The organism is Hymenobacter telluris, assembly GCF_017313265.1.
Lineage (GTDB): Bacteria > Bacteroidota > Bacteroidia > Cytophagales > Hymenobacteraceae > Hymenobacter > Hymenobacter telluris.
Map to the genome: position 1 here is coordinate 24034 of NZ_JAFLQZ010000004.1, position 24462 is coordinate 48495.

A 24462-nucleotide genomic window follows, 5' to 3' on the forward strand; every position below is an offset into this window, starting at 1 on the left:
CTCACGTTCGGGGCTACCACGCTCACGGATATGGGCAGCCTCGGTTTAGGTGGCAGTTCCACAACCCCTGTCACGTACAACTATACCCACAACGGCACCTCCATTACCATCTCTCACCCAACAGTATCCATACAGTACACAGGCGTTGTCAAAAACCTGACTTACAACCGCTTGCAGCTTGAATTTGTGAGACCTGGCGCCCTGGGAGGCTCGTTTATATACACGGAGGCTTTTTACTCAAAGTAGCGTACTGGTGCCCGCCAACTCTCCGGCGGCCGCAGTCCGCAGCTCCGGCCAAAACTCCCGAAAATCAGCCTCATAGGCGGGCAGTTCCGCCAGAAACGCCGCCGCACCGGTAGCCAGCACGACGGCGGCGGGTACGCGGCGGCTCAACCCTAACAGAGCCTGTTTCAGGCCTTGCGGCTGCGCGTAGCCGGTCAGCCAATCGCCCTGGTGCATGTAGTGAAGCGTGTGTTGCAGGCGCTCCGGCAGCTCGTGGCGGCGGGCCTGCAGCAGAGCGTAGTGGCGTTGGGCGAAGGCCACCAGCGGCTCGGCAGGGTCTTCTTGGTGGTAATAGGCAAAGTCGCGGGCCAGCAGGTGGTCGAAGCCCACATCGGAAACGACGCCGGCCCACTTGCCGAGGCCTGATTCGCGCAAACGGGCGGTGGTGCGGCGCACCAGCGGGTGGGCGTCCGTAAACGAGTCGATGAAGCGGTGCAGGCGGATGCCGCGCTGCACGGCGGCCGGGTACGCCTCCAGGCCCGCCCGCCCCCGTACGGCTTCGGCCGCGAAGTTGCCCACCACAATATCGGCGTAGTCAGGACTATTGGGTGGGCCGGAAAGCAGCAGATGAGCCAGGAAGTTCATTTCATTGGTGCGTAGTGCCTCGTGCAGAGTGCGTAGGCTGTTCATTTCAAACAATGATAGAACAACCTACGCACTCTGCACGAGGCACTACGCACGAAAAGGGAACCTTCGCACAGCAGCGCCGTATTCTCTACCTCCAATCTACCCTATCAAAACCCTGAACTTATGGCCGAGCAAGTTGCCGTTAGCCACGATGTCACCGAGCTAGTAAAGCGCATCAAAGACATCAAGATTGCCATGCTAACCACCGCCGAAGAAAGTGGCATCCTTCATAGCCGCCCCATGTACACCCAGGAGCCGGAAGAAGACGGTACCCTGTGGTTTTTCACTGAAAAGGACTCTGCCAAGGTGTACGAGGTCAAGAAAGACCAGCACGTAAACCTGGGCTACTCCAAGCCCGACGATAACCTGTACGTGTCCATTTCCGGCACGGCCACCGTTTCCACCGACCCGGCCCTGATTAAGAAGTATTGGTCGGAAGGATTGAAAGCGTGGTTCCCCAAAGGCTCCGATGATCCGAATATTGCGCTGCTCCGCATTGATATTGTGCGCGGCGAGTATTGGGACCAGCCCAGCAACGTCTTGGTGCGCGCCTTCGGGTACGTAAAAGCCGTAGCCACCGGCGAGCGGTACCAGCCTACCGGCGACGAGCACGCCCAGGTGAAACCCTAGTTTATTTTTTCCCAACGCGAAGCCCTGCTTCGCGGCCCGCCAGCGAATGGCTCTGACCAAGAAGCCTTCCGACGGACTGCGAAGCAGGGCTTTGTGCTGTCCGTACGTGTCTTTCTGAGCTATGAACGAAGAGTCGGAAGCAATTCCGGCTCTTTTTTGTTGCTTCGTGGCGGGCCTGAGGCCCCCTTGCCTTACTCATTCTTTTCGTTTGCGGCTTGCATACTACTGTCACCTTATTCACGCTCCGCCCCAACCAGAAACGCTGGGGTTTGGCTCAGATGGGCACCTCGCCACCACAGTTGCAAAAGGTATCAGGCCTGCGCTTTTTCAAACTGGCGGGTAGCGGCAATGCCAACGGTTTTGGGCTGTGGCCCAATCTGCACCGCTATGGCTTCTTGGCCGTTTGGGACTCGGCAGCAGCGGCAGCAGCCTTTTTCCAGGAGCATGCCTTATGGCAGGAATACCGCCAGCGCAGCGTTGAAACCTGGACGCTGGATTTGGCCCCGCTGAAGTCGCACGGCCTTTGGGATGGTACGAACCCATTCGACTACGAAACGCCGGACTTAACTCCCACCGACAATGCTCCCGTGGCCGTACTAACCCGCGCCTCCATCCGGTGGCAGAAAACCTGGCGCTTCTGGCAATACGTGGCCCCCACCAGCGCCGCCGTAGCCCACGCCGACGGCGTGCGGGCCGCCATTGGCCTGGGCGAGTTACCTATCATTCGCCAAGCCACGTTCAGCGTGTGGGAATCCGCCCAGAAGATGCAGCAATACGCCTACCGCGACGCCACCCACCGCGAAGTTATCAAGCTGACCCGCCAGGAAAAGTGGTACGGCGAAGAGCTATTCGCCCGCTTCCAGGTGCTGCGCAGCGAAGGTACTCTGGACGGCAAGAACCCGCTGGAGAAGTTGCAATCAACGATTTAAGCTCATTACGGTGCGGCCAGTTGCCATTCTGTGAAGCACTTTAGAGCTAACTAGACTAGAGCTAAAGTCTAGTTCCCCTCCTTAGATAAGGAGGGGTTAGGGGTGGTTGACAATTGTTGAACGACTTACTAGTTGTAATTTTTAGCTCTAGTGTTTCAACCACCCCTAGCCCCTCCTCATCTGAGGAGGGGAACTAGACTATAGCTCTAGAAAAGCGGTTTGTGATGAACTGAAGGCATAGCTCCTACCTCTCTTTCACCCATCCGTTCTGGAAAACACCCTTCCGTTTTGGTAGGGTTTCAAACACCTCCTGATGTAGCATCAGGAGGTGTTTTTATTTTATATCCTTAATTACCAACTAGATAAATCAATTGCAGAAAGAAAAGTAGGACGCGGCACTGGTCTTGGATTCTGGTATCCATCACCAATTCACCAACACTCCTATGAACACGCTACTTCCTACCGATCAACCCACCGATTTGCCGAAGTGGCAGCAGCCCGAGAAAGTGGCGGGGTGGGTATTTCTGGCTGGCCTTGTGGGGGCCGGCGTGTACAGCTGGGGCGTCATCGTGCCCTACCTCGTCGACATTGTGTTCGATACCGTGAAGCTCGGTATTGGGCTGGGGGTGCTGTTCGCCTTGTTTCTGCTGGTCACCAACCAGCGCGTGAAGGCGGGGCTATGGTACGCCGGGCAGCGCATTTTCCGTACGGCGGCGGGCATCTTCGTCAATACCGACCCCATCGGTATCATGGAAGACTACATCCGCAACACCGAAAAGGAAGCCAAGAATATGGCCGCCGAAGTGGGCCACATTGAAGGCGCGCACGAGCTGCTCAAACGCAAGCTGACCGACAACCAAAACCAGATGCAGGACTACCTGAACCTGGCGGCCTCGGCTACCCGCCAGGGCGAAAAAGACGCCGCCGACAGCTACGCCTCCCGCGCCGCCCAGCTCCAGGACTACAACCAGCGCCTCACGCCCATGCTCACCACCACGGCCAACGTGAGTTTGGTGATGCGCCAGATCCTGAAAGCGGCCCTGCGCCAAATCGACAACAGCAAGTTCAAAGTGGGTTTGCTGAAAGACGAATACGCCCTGGTGAAGCGCACCAGCTCGGGCATGCGGGCCGCCATGAACATCCTGCGCGGCGACCCCGACAAGAAGTACTTCTTCGACCTCGCCACCGACCGGGTGGCCCAGGACATGGCCGCCCAGCTCGGCCAGATCAAGCAGGCCATGCGCTACTCGCAGGAGTTCGTGAAGGAAATGGACATCCAGAACGGCGTGATGAGCGAGAAAGGCCAGCGCCTGCTGGGCATGTACCAGAAAGGCGACTTCAACGCCCTGATCAACGAGAAGCCGCAGCCACCGCTTACCGCCACGCAAACCCGCCAAGCCACCAACGATGCCTACTCTAGCCTGCTTGATTAGCTTTTTGCTGGTGCGGCTGGTGCTCCTTGGCCTGGAATCAGCCCTGCCCAGCGCCGCCAGTCAGCCCTCGGCCCGCAGTAATGCGGAAATCTGTTCCGCAACGAGCAACGCGAGTTCCTGCGCGGCAGGATCACACGGCGCGGCCCCAACTACCCGCTCTACTGGTCGCGGAACGGATTTCCGCGCTACGCTTCCTTTTTCTTCCTTCTAACTCCTGACTCCTAGCTTCTAGCTCCTTCAAAAACCATGACTACTCGCGGTAAAATTGTAATTGGCCTGCTCATCGTAGTGGCCCTCTATTTCGGCATCAACAAGGTGGTTTCCAGTGGTGCCGTGTTCAAGAAAGCGGAAACGCAGTCGGTGCTGCTCAACTCCATTGAGCTGCCCACCACCGCCGGCAGCGGCAACCGGGCCACTACGGTAGTGCCGCTGGCTGACCTGCCCGGCACCACGCCCGCCGAAAAAGGCACGCCCATTACGTGGGAAGTAATGGCCTGGAACTCCCAAATGGCCGGTATGCTGGCCAACGGCGGCCCCCGCACCACCCAGGGCTCGGCCATGGCCGCCAACGGCCTCGACCTCCAGATTGTGCGCCAGGACGACGTAGCCAAAATGCAGGCCGACCTGGTGAAAAACGCCGCCGACCTCGACGCCAACCCCAGCACGCCCGGCCTGCTAGTGAGCATAATGGGCGACGGATTACCCGGCTTCTCGGCGGTGCAGGAGCAGCTCAAAAAAGTGGGCACCCAGCTCCAAATCATTCCTTACTCGGTTGGTAAATCCTTTGGCGAAGACAAGCTGATGGGTCCGAAAGAGTGGCTCGACAACCCCAAGCTGGCCGTGGGCAAAACCATTGCCTGCTACCTGCGCGACGGTGACCAGAACATTGCCCTGAAGTGGTGCGCCGACAACGGCCTCAAAGTCAACCCCGACGAAACCACCTACGACCCCGAAGCCGTGAACTTCATGTCGGCTTCTGACTTTTTGGTGGCCGCCGAAAAGTACATCGTTGGCAAGCCTGAGCAGCGCACCAAAGTGGTAAACGGCAAAAACACCGGCGTGAAAATAGATGTGGTAGCCGACGCCGTAGCCACCTGGACGCCCGGCGACGTGAACATCGCCAAGCAGAAAGGCGGCCTGGTGAGCATTGTGTCCACCAAAGACTACTCCAACCAGATGCCCAACATCATGGTGACCACCAAGCGCTGGTACGACGCCCACCAGAAAGAAGTGGCTGGCCTGATGACTGCCTTTGCCGTGGCTGGCGACCAAGTGAAGTCGCACCCCGAGGCGCTGAAACGGGCCGCTGATATTTCGGCCGATGTGTACGCCGACAAAGACAAAAACGGCGCTTACTGGCTAAAGTACTACAAGGGCGTGAGCGAAGCCGACCGTACCGGCGAAGTGGTGGAACTCGGGGGCAGCAAGGCCTTCAACTTCGCCGACAACCTGGCCTTGTTCGGCCTCGAAGAAGGCGGCACCAACATCTACGCGTCCGTCTACAAAACCTTCGGCGACGTGCAAAGCAAGCTCTACCCCAAGGAATTACCCAACTACGTACCCCTCGACCAGATGCTGGACCTGAGCTTGCTCAAGAACATGCAAGCCCAATATAAAGGCAAAGCCGTAGCCCCCGCCGACCAACAAAAGTTTGCCGCCGACGATGAAATCCGCCGCAACGTGAGCAAACGGGCCTGGAACATCGAGTTCAACACCGGCCAAAGCTCCTTCACCCCCGCCGCCGAGCAGCAACTCAACCAGCTCTTCGACGACCTGGTAGTAGCCGGCAACCTGAAAGTAGCCGTGCACGGCCACACCGACAACGTCGGCGACCCGCAACGCAACCAGCAGCTCTCCGAAGACCGCGCCATGGCCGTGCGCGAGTGGCTGCAACAAAAAAGTACCAGCGCCTTCCCCGAAGGCCGCGTGCAAGTATACGCCCACGGCGCCACCGAACCCGTGGTAAGCAACGCCACCCCCACCGGCAAAGCCAAAAACCGCCGCGTGGAAGTGGTATTGGGCAACTAGAGGTGAAGTGGTGAGGAAAAAGAACGGTCATGCTGAGCGGAGGCGCAGCCGCAGTCGAAGCATCTCGCGTGCTGACGTTGCCAAAGTATTGTCATGCTGAGGAATCGAAGCCTTTCTCTCACTTCGTTGATTTTACCACACTAGCGAGATGCTTCGACTGCGCTCAGCATGACGTTCTTTTGCTCTCACCACTAACAACCATGAAAAACCTGTTCATCCCCAATGCCCAGCCGCGCCAGCCGGTTTTCCTGACCATGGTGGCCTGCCAGGTGCTGGTGCTGTTGGTGCTGTGGCTGCTGTATCCGCTCAAGCTGTTCCCGACGCTCGGCGAAGTACTAACCGCCTTTCAGGACCTGGTAAGCACGCAGGGCTTGATTCAGGAGCTGTGGGCCAGCTTGACAACGGCCATTCAGGCGGTGGCCGTGGCCACGGTGCTGGCCCTGTTTATCTCCTACCTCACGGCGCTGCCGTTCTTCCGGCCCCTGGCCTACGCCGCCACCAAGCTGCGCTACCTCACCCTCACGGGCCTCACGTTCTTCATGGCCCTCATGCTTAGCTCGGGCCACCAGGTGAAGCTGTCGGTGCTGGTATTCGGGGCCACGGTGTACTTCGTGACCGGTATGACCAGCGTGATTCTGACCACCACGCAGGAGGAAATGGACCACGCCCGCACCCTCGGCATGAGCGAGTGGCGCAGTTTTTTCGAGGTAATTGTACTCGGCAAGCTCGACGACATGCTGGAAGTGGTCCGCCAGAACTTCGCCATCATCTGGACCATGATTACGCTGGTCGAGACGCTCTACCAGTCAGAAGGCGGCATTGGGCTCCTGCTCTACAAGCAAAACCGCTACCTGCACCTGGCTGGCGTCGTGTCCATCCAATTGGTTATTCTGGCCGTGGGCGCGTTGCAAGACTACCTGTTCGTGCTCCTGCGCCGCGTGTTTTTTCCCTATTCCAGCCTTAGTACGGCGCGGTAAGGAGTGAGGTGGTGAAGTTGTGAGATGGTGAGTTTGACGCTCTTGCCGCGCAGTCTGCGCTACCATGATAATCTCAATCACTGACCGCACCTTTTTTCACCTCACCCAAGCGCTAGCAGAACAAAAACTCACCATCTCACCATTTCACCACCTCACCGCCCGTGACACCGCTACCCCACAACTACAAAGAACCGGTCCTCACGCTGCAAGGCGTATCAATGACGTTCAACGGGGAAGTTGTTCTGCGCGACATCAATGCGCAGGTCCTCGACGTGACCCGGCCAGGCATGAACCAAGGGCAAGTGGTAGGGTTCTACGGCCGCTCCGGCATCGGCAAATCGGTGCTGTGCCGCATCATGGCCGGGCTGCTGGCCCCGAGCAGCGGCACGGTGCACGTGGGCGTCAACCAGTTGCCGGTACGGCCGGGCATGGTGGGCCTCGTGCAGCAGCGCTACCCCCTCTTCGACCACCGTACCCTCCACGACAACCTACTGGTGGCCGCCCTCCGCAAACACGCCCCCGACGAAGCGCAGCGCCAAGTTACCTCCTACCTCGACCGGTTTTGCCTCACGCCGCACCGCAAGAAATACCCGGCGCACCTCTCGGGCGGCCAACGCCAGCGCGCCGCCATTGCCCAACAACTGCTCTGCTCCGAACACCTCATCCTGCTCGACGAGCCCTTTTCCGGCCTCGACGTGGCCATGATCGACGAGGTCAAGAAGATCATCCTCGAAGTCACGACCATGGACGAGCTCAACACCGTCGTCATCGTCTCCCACGACATTGCCACCACCACCGCCCTCGCCGACCGGCTGTGGCTGCTCGGCTACGAGCGTGACGCCACCGGCCAGCTCATCCCCGGCGCCACCATCACCCAACAGCACCAATACAACCTCGCCGAAATGGGCCTGGCCTGGCACCCCAACGTGGAAGCCGAACCGGAATTCGCACAGTTTGTGGAGGAAATTAAGAGCGAGATTCGGGGAAGCTAACCACTTAAACAGAACGATGTAGAGACGCGACACTTCGCGTCTCGGCACTGAACGATTAGCACTGAACGAGTACCTTCATTGCCAATAGCAAACCTTATTATCGTTCAACGCCGAGACGCGAAGTGTCGCGTCTCTACAACCGTTACATCCTCTATGGACGATCTTTATCGAAATCAATACCGCATAACTTCCTCTCGGCTAGCAGGCTACGACTATGGCCAGAATGGCGCCTATTTCGTGACCATTTGCACCAAGAACCGCCAGCCCTATTTCGGTTCGATAGAAGCACCGGCCAGTAATTGGGACGCTGCTTTTTTACGGCCCACACTTCTAGGAGAAAAAGCCACGGAGTATTGGGGTGCTATTCCTCAATTTGCGCCATTCATCGAACTTGATGCCTTTATACTTATGCCGGACCATTTGCACGGTGTATTACTAGTTGACAAAGCAGAACCTGTCGACAAAATATCTGCTCCAGCCTACGAGAATCGCTTTGGCCCACAGTCCAGCAACTTAGCCTCCGTGTTACGCGGGTTTAAATCAGCAGTAACAACTTTCGCCCGACATCAGCAGCTAGAATTTCAGTGGCAAGCTCGGTTTCACGACCGGGTTGTACGCAGTGCATTCGAGCTAGAAAAGATTCGCAACTACATCGTCACAAACCCCAGCCGGTGGGAAAAAGAGTACGAAAACGGCGAAGGCCTCTACCGCTGAGCATTATGCTGTTTCAACGAACGATGTAGAGACGCGACACTTCGCGTCTCCCGCATGCTGCTGTTGTTTACAAAGGTGGGGTTCTAGTCGTTCAACGCCGAGACGCGAAGTGTCGCGTCTCTACATCGTGCCTACTTTTACTGCGGTATTATTCTTTCTCCACCCACTTATGCCCTCCGGAACCCTACTCCTCATTGACGACGAACCGCGCTTGCGCCAGCTCTTGGCGCGGGTACTGGAGCTGGAAGGCTACACGATTCTGCAAGCGCCCGATGCGCGGCGCGGGCTGGAGCTGCTGGAACAACACGCTGCCGACGTGCTGGTGGTGGTGTCCGATGTGAAGCTGCCCGATGCCAACGGCGTGGAACTGCTGCCACGCCTCAAGGTGAAAGCGCCCGATATGGAAGTCATCCTGCTCACCGCCTTCGGCACCATTCCCGACGGCGTGAAGGCCATGAAGCAAGGCGCCTTCGACTACCTCACCAAAGGCGACTTCGAGCAGCAGCTGGTGGTGGTAGTGGACCGCGCCGCCGAAAAAGCGCGCTTGCGCCGCCGGGTGGCCGAGTTGGAGCGCAAAATGGGCCAGCGGCACAGCTTCGGTTCCATGATTGGCTCGTCGGGGGCGCTGCGGCGGGCCCAGACCATGGGCGAGCAAGTAGCAGTGACGGATAGCACCGTGTTGCTGGAAGGACCCACGGGTTCGGGCAAGGAGCTGTTTGCGCAAGCCATTCACGAGGCGAGTCCGCGCAAGTCGAAGGCCTTTGTGGCGGTAAATTGCAGCGCTTTCCCCAGGGAGCTGCTGGAATCCGAGCTGTTTGGGTACAAGAAGGGTGCGTTTACGGGGGCGCTGGCCGACAAGAAAGGCTTGCTGGAAGAAGCCAACGGCGGCACCTTGTTCCTCGATGAAATCGGGGAGTTGGAGCTGAACGTGCAGGCCAAGTTCCTGCGGGTGCTGGAGTTGCAGCAGTTCACCAAGCTCGGCGACACCAAACCCACCAACGTGAACGTGCGCCTGGTGGCGGCCACCAACCGCAACCTCAAGCAGGAAGCCGCCGAAGGCCGTTTTCGCCCCGATTTGTACTACCGGCTGTCGGTGTTCACCATCAACGTGCCGCCGCTCAAAGACCGGCCCACCGACGTGCCCGCGCTGGCCGACTACTTCCTGCAATACTTCGCCGCCAAGCTCTGCAAGCGCCTGCCCGGCCTCGATGCGGAATGCCTGCGTCTGCTCCAGCAATACCCCTGGCCCGGTAATGTGCGCGAGTTGAAAAACGTGCTGGAACGCGCCGCCATCCTCGCCCCCGCCGACCAGCCCCTGGCCGCCGCCTACCTCCCCGACGAGTTCCATGCCCCGCCCGCCCCGCTCAGCCTTACCGACGCCAACCCCGACGACAACAGCCTGCGCACCGTAGAAGCCCGCCATATTCAGCTGCTACTCCACCGCACCCAGGGCAACAAAACCGAAGCCGCCCGCCAGCTCGGCATCGGCCTGACCACGCTCTACCGCAAAGTGCAGGAGTATGGTTTGTAACCCGGTTTTGGCTGTAGAGACGCAATATCTTGCGTCTTGTCGTTGAACGGACCGGAAGCAGGCCATCTGAAACAACGTCAGCAACGACGAGACGCAAGATATTGCGTCTCTACTCTACAGCCTGCGTACCACAACCCTACGCGAAGCAAAGGCTTCGCGCTACCGCCTACGAACACCGCTCAACGGCTCACCGACTGAAAGTTGGTATCACCTTCATTCCCATGACCTTAAAAACCAAAATCCGCCTGAGCATTCTCACTATGCTGGTGTTGCTGCTGGCGTTGGGCGGGTATGCGTTTCAAACCATCCAGCGGCTGGAAGGCGGCGCGCGGGGCATTCAGGTAGCCAACTTCAACTCCGTGGAATATGGCCTCCAGATGCTGCGGGCCGTGGAGCAATTAGAGCAGCAACCAACGGCCACCGCCCCGCTAGAGCAGTTTCGGTGGGCCCTCACCCGCGAAGCCGCTAACATCACCGAACGGGGCGAATTGGAGCTGGTTGACACGCTCACCCAACACCTGGCCGACTACCAAACCCTGGTGGATGAGCAGGCCCCGCGGGCAGACCAGCAACGCAAGCTGCGCCAGCTGCAAGCCGAAATTCACCGCGCTGTGGACCTCAATACCGTTTCCTTTAACGCCAAAACGCAAGCTGCTACCACCAACGCCGCCCGCGCCCGGCAGATGGTCTTGATTTTCATTAGTTTGAGTGCCGCTATTGGCTTGGTGCTGATCGTGCGGCTGCCGCGGGAAGTGCTGCGCCCCCTGCGCCGCCTCACCGCCGATGTAGAGGACGTAGCCAGCCCCGGCCCTACCCACCTCGTGCCCATTGCCAAAAACGACGAAGTAGGCGCCGTAGCCCTCGCTCTGAACCGCGCATTCGGCTACATGCAAGACCAGCGCAGCGCCACCCGCGTAGCCCTGGCCACTGAGCGCAACCGCCTGGAAAGCCTGGTCGAGCACCTCGACGAAGGCCTGCTGCTGCTGGATGAAAGCGGCTGCGTACTACTCGCCAACCCCACCGCCCGGCGCCTGCTCGACCGTGCCGCCGCCGACCTGGTGGGGCACAAAGCCGAGGACCTGAGCCGCGAATCGGAGCTGTTGGCGCAACTTTTCCAACCGATGCTGGCCCCGGCTGCTTCGCCTACTACTGGCAGTTCGCCGCAGCTGTTTACGTTCCGGCACCAAGGCGAGGAAGTGTACTACCGGCTCACGGCCAGCCACATCGTGTCGTACAACAAGGAGTTGCGGCAGACCGAGTTTGCGGGCCATATTCTGTCGTTGCGCAACGTGTCGGAGTTCAAGAAGCTCGATGAAGTGAAGTCCAACTTCCTGGCCACCGTATCGCACGAGCTGAAAACGCCGCTGGCTAGCATCAACCTGAGTTTGATGCTGCTGCAGGACGAGCGCACCGACCCCGAGGAGCGCCTGCGCATCGCCGACGGCATCCGGGAGGAAACTACCCGCCTGCTGGGCATGGTGGGCCAGCTCATCGACGTTTCGCGCCTTGACGCCGGGGCCGGTATCAAGCTCGATGTGTGCCCGGTGGCCCTGGCCGACGTGGTGGAATACGCCGTAGATACCGTGCAGCCGCAGTTCCAAGACAAAGAGCTGATCCTGGAAACCAACCTGCCGCCCACGCTACCCGCCGCCCGCGCCGACCTCGAAAAAACTACGTGGGTACTTATCAACCTACTAGCCAACGCCATCCGGTACTCGCCCCGGGGTGCCCGCCTGCTGGTGCAAGCCACCCAGCTGCCCACCCACGAGTTGCAAGTAAGCGTACAGGATTACGGCCCCGGCATCCCGGCAGAGTACCACGAACGAATTTTTCAGCGCTTTGCCGAAGTTCCTAACCCCGCCGGCCACAAAGGCGGCTCCGGCCTGGGGTTGAGCATCTCCCGCGAGTTCATCAACGCCCAGGGCGGCCGCCTGTGGGTGGAAAGCTCGCCCGGCGCTGGCAGCCGGTTCCTGTTCACGCTGCCCAGCGAGTAACTGAGCAGCGGAGTAACTGAGTAATGGAACAACAGGCCGGGGGGGCTGGGCGCAGGGCAACGCAGCCTGAAGGTTCGTTTGGCAACACTGATACCCAGCAAGCAACGGCAAGAGCCCAGCACAACCAAAAAAAACGTTCTGATTACTTAGTTACTCCGCTGCTCCCTATTCCAGATGGCGCTGGAAATACACTTGCAGGATGGATTCCACCTTCTCTTTGGTGAGCGGCTTGTTGACCAGCCCGGCAACGGGAAGCTCCTGCACCCGTTCTAAGTCGCGGGAGTGCAACGAGGTAGTCAGCATAATTACCACGGCCGATTCCCGCTGCGTTATTGGTAGCTGCGCATACACTTCCAAGAACTCGATGCCATTCATAACGGGCATGTTCACATCGAGCAGGATCAGCGAAGGACAGTCAGCATTAGCGTCTGGGCACACTGCGTTCAGAGTAGCAAGGGCTTCCCGTCCGTTCTGGGCCGTCAGGAGCTTATCGGCTATTCCCAGCCTTTTTAATAGCAGCTCGTTAAGAAAATTAGTAGTTGAATCATCATCTACTAGCAGGATACTGGAAAGTTTCTGCATACGTATAAACTCCACTCAAAATGGTTGGCCTTACTAACAACAGGCCGAATCAAAGAGCCTAGTGTGGAGCTATACGAGTTAGCGCGGGAAAAAGACGATAAACGTGGTGCCTTCTCCCAATTGACTTTGCACCTGAATACGCCCGCCAACATTTTCAATCATCCGTTTCACCATGTATAGTCCTATTCCGGTGCCTTCCACATGGTCGTGAAACCGCTGAAACATACCAAACAGGCGTGCCTGCTGCCCTTCGTCGAGCCCCAGGCCATTGTCTTCCACTTCCAGCACGGCGTAGCCCTTGGCTTGGTGGCAGCGCACAACCACCTGCGGCGGCCGGTTGGGGTGGCTGTATTTGAGGGCGTTGCTGAGCAGGTTGTACACCACGCTCCGTAAGTTCTTCTGGGAAAAGGAAATAGTGGGGCAGGTTCCCACATCCACCCGCAGCGTGGCCTGGGTGGCGGCCAGCAAAGGAGTTAAATCCAGGCGGACTTCCTCCAGGATGGCGGCCAGATCCACCGTTTGCGTGGGCTGGATTTGCTCTTTCTGAAGCTTGGTGACGTCGGTTAGGTGGTTGATGGTTTTCTGGAAACGCTCCACCGCGCCCTGCATCATATCCAGGATGGGCTGCACCTGGTCCTCGTTGGCAACGCTGGGCGGCAGCTGATGGGTCAGGGCCTGAAGCAAGCCCTCAATATTGGCAATGGGCGCGCGCAAATCGTGCGACGCCGTGTAAATGAAGTTGTCGAGGTCGACGTTGGTGCGGCTCAGCTGCTGGTTGGTATCCGACAGTTCTTCGTTGGTGGCTTGCATCTCTTCGTTGATGGCCGCCAGCTCCTCGTTCAGCTCCTGCACTTCCCAGCTGCTTTGCTCTACCTGCTGGCGGGCGCGCACCTGCTCGGTTACATCAATGGCCACGCAGATAATCCCCGTAATTGTTTCCTGCTCATCGCGCAGCGGCTGGTACACAAAGTTGTAGTACCCCATTTCATTGGGAGCATGGTGTTCCAGCTGACCTGCCCGCTCTCGCATTACCTGCGGCATCCCCGTGTGCCACACCTCGTCAAGCAATTCCTCGTAGCCCTGGTCTTTCAGTTCCGGTACCGCTTCAAAAAAGGGTTTGCCCAGCAAATCCGAAATCGGGCGCCCCAGCATGGCACTCATGGACGGGTTGACAACCTCGAGGATGTAGGCAGGGCCGCGCAGCACGAAAATAGCGGCCGGGGCCTGCTCAAATACCGCCTGTAGCTGTTGCTGCATGGCCTCGCGCTGCCGCCGGGCCAGCACCTGCCCGGTTACATCATAAGCGAAAACGGAGATGCCTACAATCTGGCTGTTTTCGCGGTACGGTTGGTAGGTGAAGTTGAAGTAAGTTTTTTTAGGTGGCCGACCGTTAGGCTGCTCAATTGCGAGCGGCATCTCATCTCCGAAGAAAGTTTCGCCGGTGTCGTATACCTTGTTGAGCAGCGCTACAAAACCCTGTGCGGCAGCGTCAGGCTGGATTTCGGCAATGGTACGGCCCAGCATTTCACGCCCCGGAAACAGCTGTTGGTACGCCTTGTTGTAATACTCGACCCGGTGCTGAGGGCCCCGCAGCAACACGATGCACGCGGGCGTCTGCTCGAACACCTGATAGAACGATTCGCGCTGCTGCGCCTGATGCTGGGCGGCCGCCAGCACTTCGGCCTGCAAGGCTTCGGCCCGCTTCCGGATATGGACCTGCGCCGTGGTTTCAAAAGCAAATACCAGCACGCCATCAATATGCCCGTGCTCGTTGTAGCGGGCCTGCTGGATGTAGTTGAAATAGAAGGGTTCCAACTCGTCGCCGGCGTAGCGCGCCACAGGCACCAGCATATCCTTTTCCTCGTGCGTAACGCCCGTTTCGTACACCTGGCGTAGGGTTTGCCACACCGGCAGGCCCGTTAGCTCCGGCAACGCTTCCAAAATGGGCTTGCCTAGCAGCTCGCGGCCCGGAAACAGCTGCTGGTAACGCGGATTCACTAGTTCGTACACCAGCTCGGGCCCGTCCAGAATGCAGATAGCGGCCGGGGCTTGCCTGAAAAACAGCTCCAAGCGGGCCCGTTGCCGCTCGGTTTCCTGCTGCGCAGCTTGCACCTGCCGGGTGCGGACAAGCACCCGGTTTTCCAGCGTATTATTCAACTCCATCAGGGCCTGCTCACTGATTTGCAATTCAGTGATACTGGCCCTGATTTCCTCGTTAGCGGCTTGCAGTTCCTCGTTGGCCGCGGCTAGCTCCTCGTTGAGCACCTGCACCTGCCGGCGGGCGCGTACCTGCTCGGTCACGTCGTAGGCGAAATTGAGGATGCCATCTACGTTGTTCTGCGAGTCGCGCAAGCCTTGCAGAAATATGTTGTAGTAGCGTTGCTCCAGCTTGCCGGTATTCAACCTGTCCACCCAAGCCTCTGACTCATAGCTGTAGTACGGCTCCCCCGTGCGGTACACTTCATCGAACACCTCGAAGTAGTTCTGCCCTTCCAGCTCGGGTAGCACCTCACGGATAGGGCGTCCTTGAAAGCTACGCCCCGGAAATAACTGCTGGTAATACGGGTTTACAAGCTGATAAATATGGTTGGGGCCGTGGTACGTGGATACGCTGGCCGGGAGCTGTTCCAGCACCGTATAGAGCCGCTGGCGTTGGGTTTCGGCTTCCACCTGCGCAGCTTCGGCCACCTGAGCGGCCGCCATCAGGGCCTCGTTGGCCGCTTCAAGCTGCTGGTTGAGGCGCTGGAGTTGGGCCTCGTTGTGCTCCACATTGCGGCGGGCCTTCACCTGCGCCGTTACTTCGTAGGCAAATACCAGAATCCCGTCTATTTCGCCTTCCAGATTACGGGTGGCCTGGTAAATGAAGTTGTAATAGTTTTCGCCCAGGCTGCCGGAGTTGCTGTGGTCGAGTTGCACCAGCATTTCTTGGGCCCGAAACGTTTCGCCGGTCCGGTACACCTCATCCAGCAGTCCAAAAATGGGTTGCCCTACCAGTTCCGGCATGGCCTCGGCAATAGGCATGCCCACCAACGGCCGCTCCCCCACTAGCTGCTGATACGGCGGATTCACCAACCGAAAAATGTGCTCCGGCCCCTCGAAAATGCAGATCATGGCCGGAGCCTGCATAAAGATATTGTGCAGCTGCTGGCGCTGAAGCTCGGCATCGGCCCGGGCTTGCTGCTCACGGGCTTGGCTTTCGCGCAAGGCCTGCTCTACTGCCGTCCGCTGGTGGTCGGCAGTGTCGGAGAAGCTCACCACCAGCAGGTCGCCGCTACGGTCGGCGCTTAGCTGAAAGTAGTTATCAAGCCCGTCGTGCTGATAGTTGACGTCGAACCGGTTAAGCTGCCCGAGCAGAAAAGCGGTGCGGTAGAAATCGAAAATGCCCTCGGCTTTGGCGTTGGGGTAGAGCGTAAGAAACGTGTCGGTTGGGTGCTCAGGCAGCTGAAGCATCTGCTGCGCAGCCGCGTTGAGGCGCACATACGCCAGGTCGATGATGTCAGTTTCATCATCGGGCGCGTACACCGGCCGGAAAAGGATAATCCCGTTCAATGACACGCGCAGAAGCGTTTCCAGCAGGTTGGCAGCAGCGGACGACTCGGGAAGTAGCGGCACTGAAGAATCAGACATACGAATAAAAAGCGCAATTCTAACAACCGTTTCCGCTTCCTACAGCAGCCAAGGGAAACAGGTGCAAGTTCAGATAATCCAAGCAAAACGCAGCGGTGCCATTAGGCGAGGCCGTTGAAATTAGCCCTTCCCGGCAATTCGCCGTAATTTCGCTTTCCCTAACAAACGGATTAACCCAACCTCATGCCCGGTTACAGTCCCCAGGAAATAGAGAAGAAATGGCAGGCCCACTGGCAAGCCCAGCAAACGTTCAAAGCCGACAACAGTTCGGCAAAGCCGAAGTTTTATGCGCTGGATATGTTCCCGTACCCCAGCGGCGCAGGCCTGCACGTAGGGCACCCGCTCGGCTACATTGCCTCCGATATTGTGGCGCGCTACAAGCGCCTGCGCGGCTATAATGTGCTGCACCCCATGGGTTTCGACTCGTTTGGGCTGCCCGCCGAGCAGTACGCCATCCAAACCGGCCAGCACCCGGCCGTCACCACCGAGAAAAACATTGATACCTATATCCGGCAGCTTAGCTCCCTGGGGTTCAGCTACGACTGGAGCCGCGAAATCCGCACCTCCGACCCGGCTTATTACAAGTGGACGCAGTGGATTTTCCTGAAGCTGTTCAACAGCTGGTACAACCTGGACACCAACCGCGCCGAGCCGCTGAAAACCCTGCTGGCGAAGTTCGAGCAGAACGGCAGCGAAGGCATCCGGGCGGCCGGCGGCGACGAGGAGCGGCACAGCTTCACGGCCGGCCAGTGGCAGAGCTTTACGGAGAAGCAGCGCCTGCAAGCCGTGCACCCCTATCGCCTTGCTTATCAGCAGGATACTTACGTAAACTGGTGCGCCGGCCTGGGTACGGTACTCAGCAATGATGAGGTGAAGGACGGCCTTTCGGAGCGCGGCGGCTTCCCCGTGGAGCGCCGCCTGATGCCGCAGTGGAACCTGCGCATCACTGCCTACGCCGACCGGCTCCTGCAAGGCCTCGACACGCTCGACTGGCCCGATGCCGTAAAGGAAATGCAGCGCAACTGGATTGGCCGCAGCATCGGGGCCGAAGTGACGTTTCCAATTAAAAATGAAGAATTAAAAATTAAAAATTCGGTTGGGGAATCCACTGACGGCCAACAACCAACAACCAACAACCAACAACCAGCCATCAAGGTGTACACCACCCGCGTGGACACCATCTATGGCGCTACGTTCCTGGTGCTGGCGCCGGAGCACGAGCTGGTGCAGCAGTTGACCACGCCGGAGCAGCAGCAGACCATTACCGACTACATCGACGCCACCAAGCGCCGCTCGGAGCGCGACCGGATGGCCGATGTGAAGGCGGTTTCGGGGGCTTTTACGGGGTCCTACGCCGTTAATCCGGTGTCGGGTGAGCCCGTGCCGATTTGGATTGCCGACTACGTGCTGGCCGGCTACGGCACCGGCGCAGTGATGGCCGTACCGTCCGGCGACCAGCGCGACTACCTGTTTGCCAAGCACTTCCACCTGCCCATCGTGCAGGTAACGGACGCGCAGCAAGCCCTTGACGAGCAAGCCGACCCCACCAAGGAAGGCCGCTACATCAATTCCGGCATCATCAACGGCCTCGGCTACAAGGAAGCCACCACCAAACTCATCGAGTTTCTGGAGGAGAAAGGCCTCGGCAAAGGCAAAACCAACTTCCGCATCCGCGACGCCATTTTCGGCCGCCAGCGCTACTGGGGCGAGCCGATTCCGATTTACTACAAAGACGGTGTAGCCTATGGCGTGGCCGAAGCGGATTTGCCGCTGGTGCTGCCCGAAATCGACGAGTACAAGCCCACCGAAACCGGCGAGCCGCCCCTCGGCCGCGCCAAAGACTGGAAGTACAAAGGCCAGTACGACTACGAGCTGAGCACCATGCCCGGCTGGGCCGGCTCCAGCTGGTACTACCTCCGCTACATGGACCCGCACAACGCCGAGCGGTTCGTGGGCGAAGCGGCCGAGCAGTACTGGCAGAACGTGGACCTCTACCTCGGCGGCGCCGAGCACGCCACCGGCCACCTGCTCTACTCCCGCTTCTGGCACCTCTTCCTCAAGGATTTGGGCCTGGTAACTGCGAATGAGCCATTCCAAAAGCTGATTAATCAGGGCATGATCCTGGGCCGCTCGAACTTCGTGTATCGCATCAACGGCACCAACACGTTTGTAACGCTCGGCAAGAAAGATCAGCACCAAACCACTGCCCTGCACGTCGATGTTAACATCGTACACAACGATGTCTTGGACACTGAGGCCTTCAAAAAGTCGCGGCCTGACTACAATAGTGCTGAATTCATCCTTGAAGATGATGGACGTTATGTGAGCGGTTGGGAAGTCGAGAAGATGTCGAAGGCCAAGTTCAACGTGGTCAACCCCGACGTGCTGGTAGGCCAATACGGTGCCGATGCGCTACGTGTGTACGAAATGTTCCTGGGGCCGCTGGAGCAGTTCAAGCCGTGGAACACCAACGGCATGAGCGGTGTGGGCGGCTTCCTCAAGAAGTTCTGGCGCCTCTACCACCCCGCCGATGGCGCCTTTGCCGTAACCGACGAAGCCCCGAAACCCGCGGAGCTGAAGGCGCTGCACAAGGCCATCCGGAAGGTAGAAGAAGACATCGAGCGGTTCAGCTTCAACACCACCGTCAGTGCCCTGATGATTACGGTGAACGAGCTAACCGCCCTCGACTGCCACAAACGCGCCATTCTGGAGCCGCTGGTAGTTATTCTGTCGCCGTACGCACCGCACTTGGCCGAGGAGCTGTGGCAGCTGCTGGGCCACGAGGCCGGCAGTATCAGCTCGGCCACGTATCCGGAGTTCCGGGAAGAATTCCTGGTGGAAGATACCGTGAACTACCCGGTAGCTATCAACGGCAAGGTGCGCGAGCAGATGTCCTTTGCCGCCACTGCCACTGCCGCTGACATTGAAGCTGCCGTGCTCGGCTCCGATTTCCTGGCCAAGTTCGGCGACGGTAAAACCGCCAAGAAGGTCATCGTTGTGCCCGGCCGCATGGTGAACGTGGTGGTGTAGCTGGTGCCACGTTGATAAAGTGAAAAGCCCCGTTGGAGTCGTTCCAGCGGGGCTTTTTTATATCAGGTCGTTTTCACGCAGCAGGTCGTCCCGCTCTTTATCGGAAATGGAATCCTGCTTGGATTTATCGTACACAATTAACCTACGTTACAAAATAGCCGCGTAGCGGCGGAAGGTTTGTAGTAGATGGATGATTTTCCTGGAACGACGCGCCGCGTAGTGGTGCCAGAAGCCGATGGAACGTCTCTTGCACCGCTACGCGGCGCAGGATGTCGTTGGCTCGTGGGGCTACAAACCTTTCGCCGCTACGCGGCTACTCCGCAATTTTAGGTGACTTGCCTTATAGCTCATCAATCAGCTCATCTAAAGACCGAAGCTTGATTTTTCCCTGCTGGTGCAGTTCCACTTGCTCTAAGGCTTCCTTCATTTCGTCGACCCACTCCTGCTGAGCAGGCGTGAGCTTTTTCTCTTTCGGGGCGCGAACGGGCTTGGCTTCCACTTCGAAAGCAAAGCTTTTGAGCACCTTCATCAGGAAGGCGTATTGCTCATCGGGAACGGTCAATAGTATCTGGCGCATGATGCAAAATAGCAGATTTCCGGCAGACCAAACATTCTACACGGCCGCCGGAGTCATATGCCAGCAGGCGCTTCATAGTTTCCTGCGAAGCCCGGAACCTAGCCTCACGCCACCGGGCTGGTGCTGGGCACGGGGTCTTTATCGAGGCCGCAGCGCTCCATGAAGGCGTTGGTGAACACGCGGCGCGTGGGCGCATCGAGCAGGCGCTGGCGGCTGCTTAGCCACTGGTTTACGGCCGTGTCGCCGTACATCTTGCGCAGGCGGGCCGGGGTCAGGTTGAAGTTGATTTTGCCCCAGTGCAGCGTGTAGTTGATATTCAGAGCTTCGAGGCGGGCCCAAATCTGTTCCAGAAACTTACGAGTCACCTTGCCCTCTACCCCGTCAAACTCCAGCACCGCCGTAACCGGGAAGCGCGTGAAGCCGAGCGTGGCCTTGGTGCGCTGCACAAACCGCAACCCCAGCACCCCCGGAAACGGCGTCTGCTTATTAAGCGCTTGGATTTCAACAAGCACGCGGGGCACGTCGTGGTTATCGATACCGATGGCGGCGCTGGCGGCCTTGCCCCGAATATTGGTGTTGTCGAAGGTTTCGGACATGGTGCCGGCCGTGCCGTTGGTATTTTCGAAGGCCAGCGGGTAAAGCTTGTTGACCAGCGTGGGTACCACGGCCGCGCCCAAATTGCCGAGGTGGTCGAGCACGGTTTCGATGAGGCCCAGCGTACTGTCGCCGTAGGTGAAGCCCGGCGCGGGAGCGGGCCGCCGCTTGTACGGGAGCTTGTATGGCGCCTTGAACAGCAGCTGCACGAATACGCCGTGGTCGGCATTGGCGCCCGTCAGGTCGAACTGGTGGGGGTTGATGATGACGGTGAGGTGGTAAGGCTGCCGGCTGGGGTCAGTGAGCGGCAGGGTCAGCCACGGATGCAGGCCACTCAAGTTGAGGTTGGTCATGAGTTGCTTCACCCCTTCCCGATACGGCACGCGGTAGGCACTGAAATCTTCCAGCAGAAACAGCGGCTCCGTTTCCAGCAACACGCCATGAATAAAGCCGAAGCTCCCGAAACTCACCAGCGCGGCATTGAATAACGCGTCGTCGCGGTGCACGTTTTCGGGCGCCACGCCCAGCCAGTCGGTGAATTTTGCCGAGGCCACCGGGTACGAGGCGCGTTCCAGCCACACGTGCCGGTCGGGACCCGTGACGAGGTGCAGGCCCACCACGGTTTCGGCCACGGCCCCGAAGCGGAACGCCCCGCCGTGCGTGCCCGTTGATAAAGCACCGGCAATGCTCTGGCCGTTGCTGGCCCCGGAGGCCCGGATGGATTTGCCGCGCGGTTCCAGCAGCTGTTCCAGCCCCACAATGCTTGTGCCGCATTCCGTGAAAAACAAGTTGTCGGCGGTGCGGCCGGCGGTTTGATAGGCCGGGGCCACCATAGCGGGCTTCAACGCAAATGACTGCCGTAGCGCCATCGTGTCCACCAACCCACCATTCGTCACGGCCACTTCCGAAAACGACCAGCCCTTGCCCAACGCCCGCAGCCGCATATTGTGCTCGATGCCGTAGCGAATCAGCCACTGGAAGTTAGCCGTGGTTTGGCGGTACTGCTCCTGGCTGGTAGGCAGCGCAGGAATGCGCAGCTTGAAACAGGCGCTGGCGGTCAACTTCTGGGTGAAATTCTCGTGGCGGTTGGTCCACTCCGTCATCGGGTGCGCCTCCAGTCCGTTGGGCAAACTCATGGCCGTACAGATAAGCTAAGTGGAAAACCGGGGGCGCCGGGCGCCAGCCCCAACGTGTCAATCGGGGGCGTGTAGGGCGCGCAGCACCAGCTCACGCGCTGCCTGGTTACGATGCCCACTGTGGCCAGGGCCAGCAGGTAGTTGCCGAAACTGGTTTTGACTGTGACGCCGTTGAGGTGGCTGAAGCGCGGGTCGCAGGCGGGCCGTACGTCGGTGGGCTGCTTGAGGCCCCAGAAATAAGCCGTGACCAGCTGGGTATTGTTGGGGTCATTCACCACGGAGTCGCAGTCGTGGCTTGTGGCAACGCGGGTAGTCATGCAGCCCGACAAGGCTCCAACCAGCACCAGGCCTGTAATTGTTCGAGAGTAAGCCATAGCTGTGTAATATATTATATAAATTATATATAATATATTACAATTGCAAGCACTTCCCTCCTATACTAAAGTCCTGCCCTTCACCCTTACCCAGATGGAAGGCAGCGCATTGTACTGCCGGCACCCTACCTAGCGCCGGTTACGCTGTGCGGTTACTGCTTGAGCAACAACCCGAAGCCGGTGCAACGCTACAGGCCTTCCTGCTCAGAATTGGCTAACTCCTCACGCTGCTTACGGGGCAGCGAAGCCCGCACCAAGTCATACGAATGGTCGATTAGCTCCTGGAGTTGCCCATTGGAAACCCCGGTTCCTATCAGCACCGTGTTCCAGTGCTTTTTGTTCATGTGAAAGCCCGGCAGTACGTAGTCGTGTTGTTCGCGCAGCTCCACGGCCCGCTCGGGGTCACATTTCAGGTTGATACTGTTAAACGTGTCAATGTCGGTGAGGGCAAATACTTTACCGCTCACTTTAAACACCAAGGTACTCGGACCGAAAGGCGTTTCTTCGGTTACGCCGGCTTTCAGCAGGCAGTAGTCGCGGAAATCTTCGATGTTCATGGATGGCTAGCGGAGGCTTGTTTGAGAAACGCCGGTTTGTTGCTGATGGCAATTTCCAATAGCACGTACGGAGCTATCGAAAAGCGCTATCAGCAACAAACCGGCGCTGCAAAAAAGCAGATATCTAGCGAATAAACCAGCGGTACAGCAGCACGATAAACCCGACCAGGAACATGGCCATGGAGAGCTTATTGATGAAGTGCATGGTACGCAGGTTGAAGTTGGTGGTGCGGTTTGGGTCGTTCTTACGGAAGAAGTAACCGAATACCGGACTAAGGTCGAACAGGCCTTTCATACGCATAAGTAGGGGCTTTTGGGTTGCTGCTATAACACCGGAAGCAACAGAATGATTTACTTTTTTGGTTGTATTCTTACTCTATTCTCACCTAACGGAGTGCCACCCATACAACCGAGTACCAGTTGAATCTTCACCATCCGGTAGGTACTGGCCGGCGCAACAAGGTAGTACTCATCGGTGTCTTTCACTCCCATTTGCTTCTCTCCCACCATGAAACACGCCTTACTCGCCGCCCTGCTGCTGGCCGCTACCGGCGCCACGGCCCAAACCGCTGCCCCCGAAACCGAAGCCGTTAAGAAAACCATTGAAACGTTTTTCGAGGGTATGCGCAAAGGCGACAGCACATTGGTACGCTCCACCATTGCCCCTGGTGCGGTGTTTCATACCCTAGCCACCCGCAACGGCGCCACCCAACTGCGAGTTGAAAACCCCTCGGAGTTCGTGAAGGCTGTAGGAACGCCGCACAAGGAAGTCTGGGATGAGCGCATCACCTTCGATAAGGTACTGATTGACGCCAACTTAGCCAGTGTCTGGACGCCTTACGAGTTCTACCTCAGCAGCACGTTCAGCCACTGCGGCTACAACTCGTTTCAGCTGGTGAAGCTGGCCGGCAACTGGAAAATCGCGCACGTCATCGACACCCGGCGCAAGGAAAAATGCAAGTAATGGTTGGGGCTTAGTGCTTGGTGCGTAGTGCCTAGGTTGTACTTCCACTACTGATAGAACGACCTAAGCACCAATAGAACGACCTAAGCACCAAGCACCAAGCACTAAGCACCAAGCACTAAGCACCAGGGACTAAACGCCAAGTCCGAGCACGGTGGCGGCGGTGAGTTGCCGTAGGTCCGACACGATAAGGTCGGCGCGGCTCAGGTCCTGGCCATCGGAATGCTCGCTCTGGTAGCCGATGCAGTGCATGCCCGCGGCTTTGGCGGCGGCCACGCCGTTGGCAGCATCTTCAATGACTACGCACTCGGCGGGCGGCGTGCCTACCAATTCGGCGGCGTGCAGGAAAATGGCCGGGTTGGGCTTCGATTTCTCGAAATCCTCGCCGCTCACCAGGTGCTGGAAGTACGGATACAAGTCGAAGCGCTTGAACACGCGGCCAATTGTTTCTTTGGAAGCCGACGAGGCCAGCGCCAGCGGAATACCCTGCTCGTGCAGCGCCACTACCAGTTCTCGCACGCCGGGCAGCAGCTCCAGCGTAGTTGATTCGTCGAAGGTTTTGCCGAAAAAGTCCCGTTTGCGGCTCATTAGCTCTTCTACATCCTGCTTCAGGTTGTACTGCTGCTTGAGGTGCTGGTACACATTACGCGTAGACGAGCCCAGGAACGTGGCGTACTCCTCCTCGGAAACCTGAATGCCCAGCTCGGCGAAGTGGCTGTAGAAAGCGTCGTGGTGCAGCGGCTCGGTGTCAACCAGCACGCCATCCATATCGAAAATTACGGTGCGAATCATGCGAAAAAGTAGGGAGGTCCGGCCAAAGGTAGCGCATAGACGCTAGGATGAGCTTTGGTAAAGCAGCCCATTCTGTTGCGCTTCGCTCTGCA

20 protein-coding genes are annotated in these 24462 nt (G+C 58.5%); 11 read left to right on the top strand and 9 right to left on the bottom strand.

Annotation, left to right across the window (positions count from 1 at the left end):
• Positions 1–237: 237 nt before the first annotated feature.
• Positions 238–912 (bottom strand): acyl carrier protein phosphodiesterase, encoded by a 675-nt coding sequence (locus tag J0X19_RS07495; RefSeq protein ID WP_206983475.1) that lies wholly within the window; start codon positions 910–912, stop codon positions 238–240.
• A 120-nt stretch (positions 913–1032) separates the two neighbouring features.
• Between J0X19_RS07495 and J0X19_RS07500 the strand changes: the two genes are divergently transcribed.
• From J0X19_RS07500 to J0X19_RS07540, 9 genes are all read left to right on the top strand, one after another.
• Entirely contained in the window at positions 1033–1539 is a 507-nt protein-coding gene (locus J0X19_RS07500) for a pyridoxamine 5'-phosphate oxidase family protein (protein ID WP_206983477.1), read from the top strand.
• 215 nt (positions 1540–1754) lie between these two features.
• Positions 1755–2468 carry a spheroidene monooxygenase gene (locus J0X19_RS07505; RefSeq protein ID WP_242582251.1) on the top strand — a complete coding sequence of 238 codons (714 nt, stop codon included), beginning with the start codon at positions 1755–1757 and terminating at the stop codon, positions 2466–2468.
• A 443-nt stretch (positions 2469–2911) separates the two neighbouring features.
• Entirely contained in the window at positions 2912–3901 is a 990-nt protein-coding gene (locus J0X19_RS07510; protein ID WP_206983486.1) for a PspA/IM30 family protein, read from the top strand.
• Between the two features lie 246 nt (positions 3902–4147).
• The gene (locus J0X19_RS07515; RefSeq protein WP_206983487.1) at positions 4148–5929 is read left to right on the top strand and encodes an OmpA family protein; all 1782 of its coding nucleotides are present in this window, start codon (positions 4148–4150) and stop codon (positions 5927–5929) included.
• A gap of 200 nt (positions 5930–6129) precedes the next feature.
• Positions 6130–6906 (top strand): ABC transporter permease, encoded by a 777-nt coding sequence (locus J0X19_RS07520; RefSeq protein ID WP_206983489.1) that lies wholly within the window; start codon positions 6130–6132, stop codon positions 6904–6906.
• Positions 6907–7067: 161 nt separating this feature from the next.
• Positions 7068–7898: an ATP-binding cassette domain-containing protein gene (locus J0X19_RS07525; RefSeq protein ID WP_206983491.1), complete on the top strand. Its 831-nt coding sequence runs from the start codon at positions 7068–7070 to the stop codon at positions 7896–7898.
• 153 nt (positions 7899–8051) lie between these two features.
• Positions 8052–8612 carry a transposase gene (locus tag J0X19_RS07530; RefSeq protein WP_206983493.1) on the top strand — a complete coding sequence of 187 codons (561 nt, stop codon included), beginning with the start codon at positions 8052–8054 and terminating at the stop codon, positions 8610–8612.
• A 169-nt stretch (positions 8613–8781) separates the two neighbouring features.
• Positions 8782–10143, top strand: a complete 1362-nt coding sequence (locus J0X19_RS07535) for a sigma-54-dependent transcriptional regulator (RefSeq protein WP_206983495.1) — start codon at positions 8782–8784, stop codon at positions 10141–10143.
• Positions 10144–10364: 221 nt separating this feature from the next.
• Positions 10365–12137, top strand: a complete 1773-nt coding sequence (locus tag J0X19_RS07540; protein ID WP_206983503.1) for a sensor histidine kinase — start codon at positions 10365–10367, stop codon at positions 12135–12137.
• A gap of 165 nt (positions 12138–12302) precedes the next feature.
• Here the strand turns inward: J0X19_RS07540 and J0X19_RS07545 are convergent, their stop codons facing one another.
• Together J0X19_RS07545 and J0X19_RS07550 are read right to left on the bottom strand one after the other, a co-directional pair.
• Positions 12303–12719 carry a response regulator gene (locus J0X19_RS07545; RefSeq protein ID WP_206983505.1) on the bottom strand — a complete coding sequence of 139 codons (417 nt, stop codon included), beginning with the start codon at positions 12717–12719 and terminating at the stop codon, positions 12303–12305.
• A gap of 78 nt (positions 12720–12797) precedes the next feature.
• Positions 12798–16346 (bottom strand): PAS domain-containing protein, encoded by a 3549-nt coding sequence (locus J0X19_RS07550; protein WP_206983509.1) that lies wholly within the window; start codon positions 16344–16346, stop codon positions 12798–12800.
• 183 nt (positions 16347–16529) lie between these two features.
• Between J0X19_RS07550 and leuS the strand changes: the two genes are divergently transcribed.
• Positions 16530–19376: a leucine--tRNA ligase gene (gene leuS, locus J0X19_RS07555; protein ID WP_206983515.1), complete on the top strand. Its 2847-nt coding sequence runs from the start codon at positions 16530–16532 to the stop codon at positions 19374–19376.
• A 340-nt stretch (positions 19377–19716) separates the two neighbouring features.
• Here the strand turns inward: leuS and J0X19_RS07560 are convergent, their stop codons facing one another.
• The 5 genes from J0X19_RS07560 to J0X19_RS07580 form a co-directional block, all read right to left on the bottom strand.
• A complete protein-coding gene (locus tag J0X19_RS07560) occupies positions 19717–19953 on the bottom strand; it encodes a hypothetical protein (RefSeq protein ID WP_206983518.1) in 237 nt (78 codons plus the stop codon).
• A gap of 104 nt (positions 19954–20057) precedes the next feature.
• Positions 20058–21683, bottom strand: coding sequence for an FAD-binding protein (locus J0X19_RS07565; RefSeq protein ID WP_206983521.1), 1626 nt, complete (start codon positions 21681–21683; stop codon positions 20058–20060).
• Positions 21680–22057: a hypothetical protein gene (locus J0X19_RS07570; RefSeq protein ID WP_206983523.1), complete on the bottom strand. Its 378-nt coding sequence runs from the start codon at positions 22055–22057 to the stop codon at positions 21680–21682. Before J0X19_RS07570 ends, J0X19_RS07565 begins: the two co-directional genes overlap by 4 nt.
• Before the next feature lie 188 nt (positions 22058–22245).
• Positions 22246–22614 (bottom strand): MmcQ/YjbR family DNA-binding protein, encoded by a 369-nt coding sequence (locus J0X19_RS07575; RefSeq protein WP_206983525.1) that lies wholly within the window; start codon positions 22612–22614, stop codon positions 22246–22248.
• Between the two features lie 124 nt (positions 22615–22738).
• Positions 22739–22909, bottom strand: a complete 171-nt coding sequence (locus tag J0X19_RS07580) for a DUF6728 family protein (RefSeq protein ID WP_206983527.1) — start codon at positions 22907–22909, stop codon at positions 22739–22741.
• Positions 22910–23122: 213 nt separating this feature from the next.
• Here J0X19_RS07580 and J0X19_RS07585 point away from each other — a divergent pair, with 213 nt between their 5' ends.
• Positions 23123–23578 carry a nuclear transport factor 2 family protein gene (locus J0X19_RS07585; protein ID WP_206983529.1) on the top strand — a complete coding sequence of 152 codons (456 nt, stop codon included), beginning with the start codon at positions 23123–23125 and terminating at the stop codon, positions 23576–23578.
• Between the two features lie 132 nt (positions 23579–23710).
• Here J0X19_RS07585 and J0X19_RS07590 read toward each other — a convergent pair whose 3' ends face one another.
• Complete coding sequence (locus J0X19_RS07590) at positions 23711–24370, bottom strand: HAD family hydrolase (protein ID WP_242582271.1); 660 nt, start codon at positions 24368–24370, stop codon at positions 23711–23713.
• Between the last annotated feature and the right edge of the window lie 92 nt (positions 24371–24462).